The sequence below is a fragment of the Sessilibacter corallicola genome, from assembly GCF_021290925.1.
GTDB lineage: Bacteria > Pseudomonadota > Gammaproteobacteria > Pseudomonadales > Cellvibrionaceae > Sessilibacter > Sessilibacter corallicola.
On record NZ_JAJSLX010000002.1, the window covers coordinates 545,612 to 558,437 of the forward strand.

The 12,826-nt window shown below is 45.4% G+C and carries 12 protein-coding genes and 4 tRNA genes; 11 read left to right on the forward strand and 5 right to left on the reverse strand.

Annotation, left to right across the window (positions count from 1 at the left end; translation table 11 throughout):
- The first annotated feature begins 368 nt into the window (after window positions 1-368).
- Complete coding sequence (locus LU361_RS09650) at window positions 369-1,310, forward strand: class I SAM-dependent methyltransferase (protein ID WP_233088638.1); 942 nt, start codon at window positions 369-371, stop codon at window positions 1,308-1,310.
- Here LU361_RS09650 and LU361_RS09655 read toward each other — a convergent pair.
- Entirely contained in the window at window positions 1,307-1,801 is a 495-nt protein-coding gene (locus LU361_RS09655) for a hypothetical protein (protein ID WP_233088639.1), read from the reverse strand. The two genes, LU361_RS09650 and LU361_RS09655, sit on opposite strands and share 4 nt — an antisense overlap.
- Window positions 1,802-1,837: 36 nt before the next feature.
- On the reverse strand, window positions 1,838-3,052 hold the full coding sequence (locus LU361_RS09660; protein WP_233088640.1) for a pyridoxal phosphate-dependent aminotransferase: 1,215 nt from the start codon (window positions 3,050-3,052) through the stop codon (window positions 1,838-1,840).
- A gap of 278 nt (window positions 3,053-3,330) precedes the next feature.
- Here LU361_RS09660 and msrB point away from each other — a divergent pair, with 278 nt between their 5' ends.
- Both msrB and LU361_RS09670 read left to right on the forward strand, forming a co-directional pair.
- Window positions 3,331-3,753, forward strand: a complete 423-nt coding sequence (gene msrB / locus LU361_RS09665; protein ID WP_233088641.1) for a peptide-methionine (R)-S-oxide reductase MsrB — start codon at window positions 3,331-3,333, stop codon at window positions 3,751-3,753.
- A 12-nt stretch (window positions 3,754-3,765) separates the two neighbouring features.
- Entirely contained in the window at window positions 3,766-4,449 is a 684-nt protein-coding gene (locus LU361_RS09670) for a DNA-3-methyladenine glycosylase I (RefSeq protein ID WP_233088642.1), read from the forward strand.
- On the opposite strand, the gene LU361_RS09675 is transcribed toward LU361_RS09670, so the two are convergent.
- Window positions 4,419-5,354 (reverse strand): LysR family transcriptional regulator, encoded by a 936-nt coding sequence (locus LU361_RS09675; RefSeq protein WP_233088643.1) that lies wholly within the window; start codon window positions 5,352-5,354, stop codon window positions 4,419-4,421. The genes LU361_RS09670 and LU361_RS09675 overlap by 31 nt on opposite strands.
- Before the next feature lie 237 nt (window positions 5,355-5,591).
- On the opposite strand from LU361_RS09675, the gene LU361_RS09680 reads away from it, so the two are divergent.
- Window positions 5,592-6,695 carry an NADH:flavin oxidoreductase/NADH oxidase gene (locus tag LU361_RS09680; RefSeq protein WP_233088644.1) on the forward strand — a complete coding sequence of 368 codons (1,104 nt, stop codon included), beginning with the start codon at window positions 5,592-5,594 and terminating at the stop codon, window positions 6,693-6,695.
- Window positions 6,696-6,736: 41 nt separating this feature from the next.
- Here the strand turns inward: LU361_RS09680 and LU361_RS09685 are convergent, their stop codons facing one another.
- On the reverse strand, window positions 6,737-7,507 hold the full coding sequence (locus LU361_RS09685; RefSeq protein WP_233088645.1) for a hypothetical protein: 771 nt from the start codon (window positions 7,505-7,507) through the stop codon (window positions 6,737-6,739).
- Window positions 7,508-7,814: 307 nt separating this feature from the next.
- On the opposite strand from LU361_RS09685, the gene LU361_RS09690 reads away from it, so the two are divergent.
- The 4 genes from LU361_RS09690 (at window position 7,815) to LU361_RS09705 (ending at window position 8,359) form a co-directional block, all read left to right on the forward strand.
- Window positions 7,815-7,890: transfer RNA gene (locus LU361_RS09690), tRNA-Glu, on the forward strand.
- Between the two features lie 2 nt (window positions 7,891-7,892).
- Window positions 7,893-7,968 (forward strand) — tRNA-Gly (locus tag LU361_RS09695).
- Between the two features lie 237 nt (window positions 7,969-8,205).
- Window positions 8,206-8,281, forward strand: a tRNA-Glu gene (locus tag LU361_RS09700).
- Between the two features lie 2 nt (window positions 8,282-8,283).
- Window positions 8,284-8,359, forward strand: a tRNA-Gly gene (locus LU361_RS09705).
- A 47-nt stretch (window positions 8,360-8,406) separates the two neighbouring features.
- Here LU361_RS09705 and LU361_RS09710 read toward each other — a convergent pair.
- The gene (locus tag LU361_RS09710; protein WP_233088646.1) at window positions 8,407-9,309 is read right to left on the reverse strand and encodes a LysR family transcriptional regulator; all 903 of its coding nucleotides are present in this window, start codon (window positions 9,307-9,309) and stop codon (window positions 8,407-8,409) included.
- Between the two features lie 744 nt (window positions 9,310-10,053).
- On the opposite strand from LU361_RS09710, the gene LU361_RS09715 reads away from it, so the two are divergent.
- From LU361_RS09715 to queF, 3 genes are all read left to right on the forward strand, one after another.
- A complete protein-coding gene (locus tag LU361_RS09715) occupies window positions 10,054-10,995 on the forward strand; it encodes an ABC transporter ATP-binding protein (protein ID WP_233088647.1) in 942 nt (313 codons plus the stop codon).
- Entirely contained in the window at window positions 10,992-11,765 is a 774-nt protein-coding gene (locus LU361_RS09720) for an ABC transporter permease (protein WP_233088648.1), read from the forward strand. The genes LU361_RS09715 and LU361_RS09720 overlap by 4 nt, the downstream gene beginning before the upstream one ends.
- Before the next feature lie 135 nt (window positions 11,766-11,900).
- Complete coding sequence (queF, locus tag LU361_RS09725) at window positions 11,901-12,824, forward strand: NADPH-dependent 7-cyano-7-deazaguanine reductase QueF (RefSeq protein WP_233088649.1); 924 nt, start codon at window positions 11,901-11,903, stop codon at window positions 12,822-12,824.
- Window positions 12,825-12,826: the final 2 nt, after the last annotated feature.

Sequence of the window (12,826 nt, forward strand, 5' to 3'; positions counted from 1 at the left end):
GACGTCTAATATTTGACGATTGAATCAGTAATAATCCCACTGGTTTCGGTGTGTTAGTTAACCAACTCTTTGGTTGTCGGTATTTCTTTCTAAGTGTCGCTTATATTTGAATAATCTCATAACTGCCCCTTTTTAGGACGCTATTTCACACTGCGGCAAGTGGCGTAAAAGCGGCTTAAACAGCCAGTTCGGTTCGATTTTTCTAGAATTTCAAATACTTAGCGATCAATGACTAACGACAGCTTGCCGTATTCCCGATACACTCTGCGCCAAATTGTGGTCTTTACTCTTTCCAGAAGAATGTACTTGGTATCTTACTGATTGTTCCGAGGAGAAGGGTGAGCTTTGTGTAAAAATGGGTTAACTCAATGTCTGAGCGCATTTCGGCTTTAATTGATCGTCTATCGCAGGTGTTGCCAAACATCGGTGAAAATTCCTGTCGTTTGATTCACGGGCGCGGCAAAACCCTGTCCGGATTGGAGCAAATTTGCGTCGATTGGCATGCGCCGCTGTTGATTGTTTCGTTGTTTGAAGCCATCGAAGAACCTGAAATCGAGCAACTTTGCGTCTATTTGACGACATTGCAAAACAATCCGTTGGTTCAATCGGTGGTGGTTCATCACCGCTATCGACGAGAAGACGCCTGGCAATGGTTGTTTGGCAGTGAACATGCAGGCTTTTTTGCCCACAGGAACGGCCTTCGTTTTGGTCTGGAAGTTGGCAGGCAACAAAATGTCGGTTTCTTTTTAGATATGGAACCTGGGCGGCAGTGGTTAGAGCAGATTAGCGCCGGAAAACGTGTTCTCAACCTGTTTTCTTATACCTGTGCGTTTTCGGTTGTGGCGTTAGCTGCCGGTGCCGAAAAAGTTGTTAACGTTGATATGAGCAGCCGGGCGCTAAGTCGTGGTCGAGACAATCATCGTTTGAATGGGCAGGATACAGCTAACGTGGTCTTTCTTGCCGAGAATATTCTTAAGTCTTGGGGCCGAATTCGAAAACAAGGGCCATTTGACGTGATTATTATTGACCCGCCGTCGTTTCAAAAAGGCAGTTTTGTCGCTGAGCGCGATTACGCAAAAGTCATTCGTCGCATCCCAGAATTGGCGTGCGAAACGTGCGAAATTTTGGCGTGTTTAAATGCACCTGAACTGACAGAAGCGTATTTACCAGGGCTGATTACGGAGACGTTACCAGAGCTTAAGCTTCAGGGGCGATTGGCAATTCACCCGGATTTTCCGGAGCAAAGCCCCAATCACGGGCTTAAGTTATTCCATTACCAATACGCTAATACCGGTAAGTCTGAGAGTTAGCGATATTGATGGGAATTCTCAAACAATTCCAAAATAGAGGCTTCTAACGTTAACGATGAACCTGCTTTGATTTCATTGCGCAGATGCTGCACGTAGGTTCTGGGTTTTGGCGGCGGCTCTGGCTCCTGTTTGGAGTAGGGCATCTTGTGAACGTTTTCAGGGTATTCTTCTGATTTGGTAACGCTTGCGCTTCTTGAGGGTTGATGCTTAATCGACGACAGCAAGATAAAACCGAGATGCGTTAAACAGGCTTGATCTAAGGCTTCTTGGCGGATAGTGGTAACGTATTGGACGTAACCCGCTTCTGCCAGCCAAATCATGGTGGCAAAGCAGGATTGATGACGCGGGCTCGGCAAACCGAACTCGTCGGGTTCATCCGGTCCTGCAATATCATCCACGTACAAGTGAATTTTCCGGGGAAAATTTCTGTACAGGGTTACTAATATGTTCGCACAATCGCGATGAAAATCTGCTATGTGAATATCTGCCATGAAACCCAACTTAACGTAATTTCAGCATTCAAAAAGCTATTTCTGATAGCGGTCCAAAAATTCAGCTAAGCGGTCTAACGCGTGGCCCAATTCATCGACGGTCGGTAAGAAAACAATACGGAAATGGTCGTGGGTTGGCCAGTTAAATGCCGTACCTTCGACCAATAAAATTTTCTCTTCCAGCAGAAAATCTTGCACGAGCTGGCGATCGTCCGAAATTTTGTGGATGTCTAAGTCGAGTTTGGGGAATAAGTAAATTGCCCCGTTTGGCTTAACGCAGCTCACACCGGGAATGTCGTTTACTTTCTCCCAGGCTAGATTTCTTTGATCGCACAAACGCCCGCCGTTGATAATAAGCTCGTTAATGCTTTGATAGCCACCCAACGCGGTTTGTACGGCGAGCATTGCCGGAACATTGGCGCACAAACGCATGGAAGACAGCATTTCTAAGCCTTCGATGTAACTGGCGGCTTTTCGTTTTGCGCCACTGATTACCATCCAGCCAGAGCGAAAACCGGCCAGGCGATACGACTTGGATAAACCGTTAAAACTGATGCACAAAATATCTTCGGCCAAACGCGCCATCGGCGTGAATGTGGCGTCATCGTAGAGGATTTTGCTGTAGATTTCGTCGGCGAATAAAATGAGGTTGTGTTTTCGCGCAATCTCAACCAGGGCTTTGAGCAGCTCTTCACTGTAAACCGCACCGGTTGGGTTGTTTGGGTTAATCACCACCAATGCCCGAGTTCTATCGGTGATTTTGCTTTCGATATCGTCTAAGTCTGGGAACCAATCCGCCTGCTCGTCGCAAATGTAATGGCGAGCGGTGCCGCCTGATAGGTTCACCGCAGCAGTCCAAATGGGGTAATCCGGTGCTGGCACTAACACTTCGTCGCCGTTATTAATCAATGCCTGCATAGACATCATGATCAGTTCGCTAACACCGTTACCTAAAATAATATCGCCGGTTTCAATGCCTTTGATTCCCAGTGTTTGGCATTCGTGCATAATTGCTTTACGCGCAGAAAACAAACCTTTGGAATGGGTGTAACCCTGAGCATCGCGCAAATTGGTGATAACGTCGTGGATGATTTCATCCGGCGCATCAAAGCCAAACGGCGCGGGATTGCCGATGTTCAGCTTAAGAATTTTATGGCCTTCTTCTTCCATGCGGTTTGCATGTTCGAGCACTGGGCCTCGTATGTCGTAGCAGACGCCATGTAACTTATTAGACTTATCGATAGGTTGCATAAACTTTTGGCAATGAAAATAATATCTATTAAAAAACTGTGATTAATCCAACAATGAATTAATTGTCGTACGGAAACCGATAATAAGACAACTTACGAGTAACAGTATTATCGATCTTTATTCAATGAAATACTGATCACCGACAAATTTGTTTTGGGTTTACGCACGAATCGTTTGTTGGTACTTCATTTTTAAAAACGGCTTTTATACCTTAAAAACCGGAAGCACTAGGAAATTTTCCTCAACGAGTCGTATATAACAAAAAAAGGTGAGAGATTATGGCAGAGAACACAGCAAAAAACGACGTTGATAGCCAAGACTGGAAAGACAAGTTGTCTCCTGATGAGTATCGTATTTGTCGCCAGTGTGGCACGGAACCGGCTTTTTCAGGGGAATATTGGGACACAAAAACACCGGGTATTTATCTGTGTAAATGTTGTTCCGAACCTTTGTTTGATTCCGAAACCAAATACGATTCAGGCAGTGGTTGGCCGAGTTTTTACGCGCCAATTGAGCGAAGTAAAATTAAAGAAAAGTTAGATCGAGGTTTTGGTATGGCTCGCACTGAAATTTTGTGTGCAAAGTGCCAAAGTCATTTGGGTCATGTTTTTACCGACGGTCCCGCGCCCACTGGGCTTCGGTATTGTGTTAATTCCGCTTCTCTGTCACTAAAAGCACACGACGAGAATCACTCTAAATAATTAAGATCGATTATGCGTTCATTTTCCGATTTACTGGATACGGCAGTTCTTCACAAAGGCAGTCTTAAAAAAATTGAGTCGACGTTACCGGTACCGGCAAGCGCCGAAGAATTGCAGGCCAAGCCAAATTCGTTTTTTCTGTCAGTTATGTCCAAACGGGTGTTTCAAGCCGGATTGAAACACAGCATGGTAGAGCAACGTTGGCCGCATTTTGAAAAAGCGTTTGACGGTTTTGATCCCGTTCAGGCGGCCATGCTCAGTGATTCTGATATCGACGATCTGATGAGTAACAAAGACCTGATTCGTCATTTGGGAAAAATGAAATCCGTTCGCAACAATGCTTCGATGATGCTCGAAGTGTGTCGAGAATACGGCAACTTTGGAACGTTTTTGGCGCAGTGGCCGAGTGACGATATTGTCGGTCTGTGGACCTACCTGAAAAAAGTCGGCACTCAGCTTGGTGGTATGTCGGGTTCGCGATTTTTGCGTATGGCCGGAAAAGACACCTTCTTGCTGACAAACGATGTTGTTCAAGTGCTGAAAGCCGAAGGCGTTGTTGAAAAAGTCCCGTCGTCTCAGAAAGAATTAAAAGCCACACAAGCGGTATTTAACCAGTGGGCCGAAGAATCCGGCCGACCTTTGTGCCAAGTGAGCAGAATCGTTTCTTATACGGTTATGGCGGAAGTTCTCACCTGATGCTGTTGCATCAACTGTTGGCATCGTTGACACGATTGCAACATTGAAATCGCCGCCGATAAGAGTGTGTCGGCGCGCTTTGATCGGGCCTTGTCTCTGTGTTCAACTACGTAAATAGTCTCTGATATGCGGTTTGGCAGTTGGTGAATCTTGATAAGCTCTTGTTTGGGGTAGGATTCAACGGCGTGTGCTGGCAAGACGGTAAAGCCCAATCCTAAGCTCACCGGTTCGAGCAGCAAGCTGACCTGATTGGAAAAACCGTGCTTAGTAAATTTATCAATATGCTGAAATTCTGGGTAATTCGCACCCAGTAGCAATCCCGTGTAGTGCGCGACATCCGGATGGCCGATAAAGCCCAGATCGTGAAGTTGACTCCAAGTCGGTTTTTCTACGTTTTTTGGCGTTACCAGCAAGAGTTCTTCTTGGCCCACCTCGGTGCTGATAACGTCGCACAAGTTGGAGGTTTGGGTAATAAATCCGGCGTCTATTTTATTCTCAACCACGGCTCTGTCGATTTCATAGTTTGGCGCAAAGCGATAATCCACGATCAGTTTTGGATGTTGGGTTTGAATGTTGAGAAAAAACGGATACAGCTTCAAACCAATACTGCCCGGCGACATAATTCTTACTTCGCCTTCAAACGCGTGATCACTGGTGACGCTGGATTCGAGCATCTTCAAATCTTTGAGAATGACCCTCGCCTCAAGATTGAGACGCTCGCCGCTGTCGGTGAGCGTGAAGCCTTTTCCCTTGCGCACAATCAATGGCTGGCCCAAATACTGTTCCAATTTGTTGATGTGTTGGCTGACGCCTGATTGAGTCATATAGAGCTGCTTTGCCGCTTGGGTAAAACTGCCTACGTCTACGAGTGCGCAAAAGGTGTGTAACCACTTGGTATTAATCATTACAAAACGTCATCATTTTTATCATTATTGATAATTTTACGTCATTCAATAGTTCTTGTAACCTTCAATCATTCGAAAATTATTCCTATCCGGTTTTGATTCAATTGCACTTGGTTTTAGCTATTTACCGACACTTTCGCCAGTTTTTGGGGATTTTGGCGTTAATAGTGTGTGTTGGGGTGCGCGATCGAAAACGGGTGAGGACGGTTTAATCCATTGAAATTTGGAGAGCAAAGAATGAGTGCGTTATTCACTGAATTTACCTTGAAAGATATCACCTTGCGCAATCGCATAGCGGTTCCTCCAATGTGTCAATACAGCGCAATCGACGGCGTCGTCAACGATTGGCATTTGGCGCATTACGCTAATTTAGCGCGTGGTGGCGCGGGCTTGGTGATCGTCGAGGCAACGGCGGTATCGCCGGAAGGGCGAATTTCTCCTGGGTGTGCGGGGCTTTGGTCCGATGATCAGGTTGAAGGCATGGCTCAAATAGCCTCGCGTATTAAAAACGCCGGCAGTGTGCCCGGAATACAAATTGCCCACGCAGGCCGAAAAGCCAGTGCAAACCGCCCTTGGGAGGGTGATGATCACTTGGCCATTGATCACCCTGACGCTTGGGAAACCATTGCACCTTCGGCCGTAGCCTTTGGCGAGCATCTTTCTCGAACACCAACTGAAATGACGTTGGATGATATACAACGCGTGAAGCAAAATTTTGTCGATGCTGCAAAGCGCGCTTTAGCCGCTGGTTTTGAATGGTTGGAGTTGCACTTTGCGCACGGTTATCTGGCGCAGAATTTCTATTCGGTTCATTCCAATCAAAGAACCGACCAGTACGGTGGCGATTTAGACGGTCGCAGTCGATTTATGCTTGAAACTCTGGCAGCAGTAAGAGAAGTATGGCCCGAGAATTTGCCGCTGACCATTCGTTTTGGAGTGATTGAATACGATGGTGACGACGAAAGAATGTTGCCTGAATCCATTCAAACGGTGCAGCGTTTCAAAGAATTAGGGACCGACTTCATTAGTGTCAGTATCGGTTTTAATACACCTAAAGCAGACATTCCTTGGGGGCCAGGGTTCTTAGCGCCTGTGTCACAACAGATTCGAACCGAGACGGGTCTTCCTGCCGCAACCGCGTGGGGGGTTGATAGCCCTGAGCTGGCTAATCGCGTGATTGAGAATGATCAGATTGATGTTGTTATGGTTGGCCGGGCGCATTTGGAGAATTCGAATTGGCCGTATTTTGCCAGTAAGCGCCTGGGTGTGAATAAACCCGCTTGGGTGTTGCCACCGCAATACGCCTACTGGTTAGAGCGCTACACGCCTGTGGAATCGTAAATCTCTGGAAAGAAACTACTCATGCGTGCGTGCAGTTGGGACTAGTCGTAAATGGCTTTTTTCTTCCAGGCGTCGCCGTCTGAATTGAATTGATCCCAATTGCCATTGTCGCTGTCTGCTTCTGCCTCGGTTTCTTCGGGTACCGAGGTCAGCTTTTGTAAGCGCTCAATGTGTTGGTTGAGCGCGTCGACCTGAGTTTTCATGCTTTTGTCTTTCACTTCTTTGGTCAACAGGTTTTTCGCCAAGGTGTAGTAGTGCAGGGCCATTCTTGGCTTGTCCGAAGACTCCGCGGCTTGAGCGTGTGCAGAGTAGTTATCGACGGCGATAAACAGCACCAGTTGCTTAATTTGAGCGGTGTAGTTGTCGAATTCAGAACTCGATAATTTGCTGCGTTTGTGCAGCCGATGCACGAATTTGTTCAGCTCGGTCAGATACTGCTTCACTTCTTTCGACTGTTTTGGTGAATTCAATTTGACGCGCTTTGTGGACGGAGGGCGACGCTGAATTTCCGCGTGTTCTCGGCTGTAGATCTCCAACTCTTCGCGATATCGCGTTTCCTTCGAATTCAGTTGAATCAATTGATTGGTGGCGTCGATCAATTGCTGATAAATGAGCAGGTTTAATTCTTTAGGCAGGTAACCCTGAGGGAATCCGCTGATTAGGACGCTAAAATTTTTGATTCTCTGTTCTAAAATTTGAATCATGCGCTGTTGTTGCTCGCGCTTTTTGGCAACAGTTTGAATCATGAAGGCGTAGCAGAGCACTATGATGAGAACAATGATAATGCCACTGGCGATGTAAACTGATGTCATTTTCTATTTTCCAATGAGCAGTGATTCCCGAACCGTTGTTGTCTGTTTCTGGTGGTCGTTGAACAATTGGCTAAGTTTTCGGCTGTAGTAGTACATAATTTAGTATAGCTGGTTACTTTTAATGCGCAGTTTAATAAGAGCTAAGTTATTGGAAACAAAAATGTTTTAAAGGTGTTGACAGGTGCCGAAGAGGTACATAGAATTCGCCCCACTTCTGAACAGGGACACATTCAAACGTAAGTGAAAGCAAATGCTGAAAAGCTGCTAACACAATAAGTTAAAGTGTTCTGAGTTTTGAAAGTCCTAAGTCCCCTTCGTCTAGAGGCCTAGGACACCGCCCTTTCACGGCGGTAACAGGGGTTCGACTCCCCTAGGGGACGCCATTGCGGGAATAGCTCAGTTGGTAGAGCACAACCTTGCCAAGGTTGGGGTCGCGAGTTCGAGTCTCGTTTCCCGCTCCAAATTGCTGTCGATTAGCGCATTGTGTTGTTAAGCGGTAAGAGCAAAATTGGCAGTAGTCCTGAGGTAATCCCATTGCGGTTTATTCAGGTTACTTTTTTTAAAGTAGCTGCTGTGTTTTATTCTTTGGCAGTTGTGGTTGGACTTAGAAATTTAAAAGAAGTATCAAGATAACACTTGGCAGGTGTTTTGTTGATTAAGCCTAGCGGCAAATCAATACACATTAGTTGTGTTTATTTGTCCCCTTCGTCTAGAGGCCTAGGACACCGCCCTTTCACGGCGGTAACAGGGGTTCGACTCCCCTAGGGGACGCCATTGCGGGAATAGCTCAGTTGGTAGAGCACAACCTTGCCAAGGTTGGGGTCGCGAGTTCGAGTCTCGTTTCCCGCTCCAGTTTTTTCCTTTCAGTCAGTATTCTAGTTTTTACCTAAGCTAATTTTTTATTTCTCATCAGCTTCCTTGCTTTGTGCAATTTGCATGAGTTCGCTGACAATCCACTGATGCAGTGGGTCTTGTGAACAGCGGTGATGCCACGCAGCTCGAAGTTCAAACCCCGGCGGTAATGTTTCTAATTTGACTGGACGCAGTCTTTCGTCCGGCAATAGCCGTGTTGGTAAAAACGCGACCGCGCCGTAGGCTTCGATAAATTCCGGAGCCAGTTCAAACGACGGCACGGATACTGAAATTTGGCGATTGATACCGTGTTCTGAGAACCAAGAATCTGCCGACCCTTTGAGTGCAGCTCTTGAGGGTGAAACGATTAGATGCTGGCAGTTCGCTAAATCTTCTATGCAGGTGGGGGCGACCGATTCGGGAGTGCTCGCCGCAACAACGCACGTAAACGATTCCGACATCAGCCGGGTGCTTGGCAGTGACGATGGCAGGCCATTTGGCGCCGATATGACCAGATTCACGGAGCCTTCTAACAGCGCTCGTTCAATATTGTCGGTTTCTAAGTCTTTAATAATGACCTTTAGACCCGGCGCTTGAGGCCGAATGATCTTGAGCAGATCGATCAAAAGCACTTTTTGGGCGTAATCACTCGCGCTGATAACAAACGTCTGGCTGACGTTGGTGAGGCTGAACGTATCTTGTCGTCGCGCTTGTTCGAGTTTTTCCAGGACATCGCGAACAACAACACCCAGGTTCTCAGCAAATGGCGTCGGAACAACGCCGTGTTTTGCGCGCACAAACAATCGGTCTGAGAATGTCATTCTCAGTTTCTTAAGCTGTTCACTGACTGCTTGTTGGCTGACTGATAGCTTATTTGCAACTCGAGTGAGGTTTTTTTCTTCTAATAAAGCCAACAACAGCTTCATTTGTTTAACATCGAGTGTATCCATAAAGAATTGCTTGTAATATTTACAATTAATACAGTATTTTTCTTGTGGTGGTGTTGAGGTAGCATAACCGATTGTTATTCAAGGAAAACTGGCTTAACGTCACGCATTCAAAATTTTGCGTTCAAGAAGTCGGTTCCGACTTCATGAATGTGAAACAGTTGACACTACCGATGTAAATTGAAGTTTGGTTTGTGCTGTGTAAGTTCGCGTTTCAGTCTGTTGTGTGAATCCAGGCTAATATAATTTTGTAGTGTTTTCGGTTTTATCCGTTTGTATAGAAGCCTTGCTATAACTTGCTTTAAGCTTACTTTCAGTAAGGCGAGCTTCTTTTTCTAATACAAAAAAGCACCGATCACTTATTGGTAGGAAACTCTGAATAAACTTAGGTTTCTTATAGTTCGGCGCGGTGACTTACCTGGGTATTGAAGGTATTCCTGCGATTGCAAAGTGTTTGTGTGTCACCATTTTCTTTATCGCTAAGTTATTGAAAATGATAAGAAATTGGGATTGTACTTTCGATGTTTACTCTCTTGGTTGCGTTTAAATGGTGCAATCAGAGATTTTCTTAGATACGCCGTGAATCTCAATGCAACCTAAGCAAAGTATTTAATCGATGATAATTTATCGATGGTGATTTGCTGGGTTCTCATCTCATTTATTGTCTTAAAAATAAACGGTTCATCGTATTCAACGCCAGTGATTTGAACGATGTTTTTTAATACGTAGTAGAGCATTTGAAAATTTATGACCGCTGCAATATCCATTAAACAATTGAAGAAAACCTACAACAACGGCTTCACCGCCCTAAAAGGGATCGATCTTGAAGTAGAGAAAGGCGATTTCTTTGCATTACTCGGTCCTAATGGAGCGGGCAAGTCCACCACGATTGGTGTGATCAGTTCTCTGGTGAAAAAAACTGAAGGCAGTGTCTCTATTTTTGGCCATGACATTGATAAAGAAGGGCCGTTGGCGAAGAAAAAGTTGGGAGTGGTTCCACAGGAATTTAACTTCAGCCAATTTGAAAAGGTCTTTGACATCGTTCTTAACCAAGCCGGTTATTATGGAATTCCCAAAGCCGAGGCACGTAGCATTGCCGAGCACCACCTAAAACAATTGGGGCTGTGGGATAAAAAAGACACTCAGGCACGCTTTTTATCAGGCGGAATGAAACGCCGATTAATGATTGCCCGAGCATTGGTGCATAAACCGGAATTGCTGATTCTGGATGAGCCCACCGCGGGCGTTGATATCGAACTTCGCCGGTCAATGTGGTCGTTTTTGCGGGAAATTAACGATCAAGGTACGACAATTATCTTGACCACTCACTATTTGGAAGAAGCCGAAAGTTTGTGTCGCAATGTTGCGATTATCGATCAAGGTACCATCGTCGAAAACACCAGCATTAAAGCTTTGCTCAAGCAGCTCAATCGCGAGACCTTTATTTTTGATGCGAAAGAAACGGTCTCCTCCGACATATGTCTTGATGGTTACGACATCACGCGCATCGACAGTCACAGCTTTGAGATTGATTTGGAAAAAGGTCAATCGATGAATCAGGTATTTAATAAGCTCAACGACAAGGGCATTGAAGTCATCAGTATGAGGAATAAGGCAAACCGTTTGGAAGAACTGTTTGTGAATTTGGTAGAAGCCAATAAAAAGTCAAAACAAGGAGTACAAGCGTGAGTTTTTCAGAGCAGTGGGTCGCGCTGGTTACCATTCTTTCGAAAGAAATTCGCCGTTTTATGCGCATTTGGGTGCAAACATTATTGCCACCGGTGATCACCATGTCGTTGTACTTTGTGATCTTCGGAGCGTTGATTGGCTCTCGAATTGGGCAAATGGACGGGTTTGATTACATGTCGTTTGTGGTGCCGGGTTTAATTATGATGTCGGTAATTACAAACTCCTATTCCAATGTGGTGAGTTCGTTTTACAGCGCAAAATTTCAAAATAGCGTAGAAGAGTTATTGGTATCACCCATGCCAAACTACGTGATTCTATTGGGCTTTGTTTTGGGTGGTGTGGCTCGCGGATTGTTGATTGGCTTAATTGTATCGCTGGTATCGTTGTTCTTTATCGATTTATCGATGCACAATATGACCGTCACCGTTGCCATTGTGTTTTTCACCTCCATGCTGTTTTCCATTGCTGGATTTATCAACGCGGTATACGCCAATTCCTTCGACGACATTAGTATCGTGCCAACCTTTGTGTTGACACCGCTAACCTATTTGGGCGGTGTGTTTTATTCGATTAGCTTGTTGTCTGAATTTTGGCAGTCGGTATCGATGTTGAATCCGGTGTTGTACATGGTGAATGCGTTCCGATATGGATTTTTAGGAATCACTGATATTGATATTCGCTTTGCCTTTGGTGGTATTTTTGTCTTTGTGATTATTATGTTTATGTATGCGCTGCATTTGTTGGATAAAGGCACGCGCTTGCGTTCGTAAACAAGACTGGTATGCGTATACTAGAAAATACAATGAACAATTCTTTGTAACCCGTATTCACCAGCGGTTTCTCAAAGAATTGTTCATTCGTATCTCGTTCATTTTTACATGGCTTTCAAGCATTCAAATCGATTTATGGCTTCACATTTAGATACTCACTCAACTGACAACTCTGCTGCCAACAGCGGCTTAGGTAAAGAAACCGAATACGTTAATACCTACGATAAATCCCTTCTTTATCCCATTGCACGTTCCAATGCGCGCGATGCGCTTAATATCTCCAATACTCAATTACCGTTCGCGGGTCGAGATTTGTGGACTGCGTGGGAAATTTCCTGGTTAAACGCCAAAGGCTTACCGCAGGTTGCAGTGGCGGAGTTTTCGTTGCCAGTGAATACTCATTCAATTATTGAATCGAAATCTTTTAAGTTGTACTTAAATTCATTCACACAAACGCAATTTAATAGTTGGGATCAGGTTAAACAGGTACTCATTGAGGACTTATCGGCGGCAGCTCAAGGCGCAGTTGAGGTCGAGCTTTTAACGCTGAGTGAGGCGTGTGAATTCTTTGCGATGAGCGATGGTATAGCCTCGACGCCCTTCGAATTTGCCGATTCGCCGCAAGGGCGCGATATTCCCGTTGTGTATTTGGATTCGATTGATGCGGACGTTTCTGATTACCAGGTTAATTCGTCGTTATTGAGATTAGATGCAAAACAAAACGAACCCACTGAGCAAGTGTTGTTTTCGAATCTATTGAAGACCAATTGCCCGGTGACTGGCCAACCCGATTGGGCCAGTGTTTGGATTTATTATCAAGGTGAGGCGATAGACGCAGAAGGTGTGTTGAAGTATTTGGTGTCGATGAGAGATCACCAGGACTTTCACGAGCAGTGTGTTGAGAACATTTTTCTCGATATCGAGCGGATGTGTTCGCCGAATACGCTCGCTGTCTACGCTCGATACACTCGCCGTGGCGGGTTGGACATCAACCCATTCAGAACCAATGTTGATGCAGCTGAACTGAGCCTTCGCCCAGTTCGATTGGTCAGGCAGTAACT

Coding starts and splice junctions, on each gene's coding strand:
- LU361_RS09650 (WP_233088638.1), top strand. CDS start 369: ATGTCTGAGCGCATTTCGGCTTTAATTGATCGTCTATCGCAGGTGTTG.
- LU361_RS09655 (WP_233088639.1), bottom strand. CDS start 1,801: ATGGCAGATATTCACATAGCAGATTTTCATCGCGATTGTGCGAACATA.
- LU361_RS09660 (WP_233088640.1), bottom strand. CDS start 3,052: ATGCAACCTATCGATAAGTCTAATAAGTTACATGGCGTCTGCTACGAC.
- msrB (WP_233088641.1), top strand. CDS start 3,331: ATGGCAGAGAACACAGCAAAAAACGACGTTGATAGCCAAGACTGGAAA.
- LU361_RS09670 (WP_233088642.1), top strand. CDS start 3,766: ATGCGTTCATTTTCCGATTTACTGGATACGGCAGTTCTTCACAAAGGC.
- LU361_RS09675 (WP_233088643.1), bottom strand. CDS start 5,354: ATGATTAATACCAAGTGGTTACACACCTTTTGCGCACTCGTAGACGTA.
- LU361_RS09680 (WP_233088644.1), top strand. CDS start 5,592: ATGAGTGCGTTATTCACTGAATTTACCTTGAAAGATATCACCTTGCGC.
- LU361_RS09685 (WP_233088645.1), bottom strand. CDS start 7,507: ATGACATCAGTTTACATCGCCAGTGGCATTATCATTGTTCTCATCATA.
- LU361_RS09710 (WP_233088646.1), bottom strand. CDS start 9,309: ATGGATACACTCGATGTTAAACAAATGAAGCTGTTGTTGGCTTTATTA.
- LU361_RS09715 (WP_233088647.1), top strand. CDS start 10,054: ATGACCGCTGCAATATCCATTAAACAATTGAAGAAAACCTACAACAAC.
- queF (WP_233088649.1), top strand. CDS start 11,901: ATGGCTTCACATTTAGATACTCACTCAACTGACAACTCTGCTGCCAAC.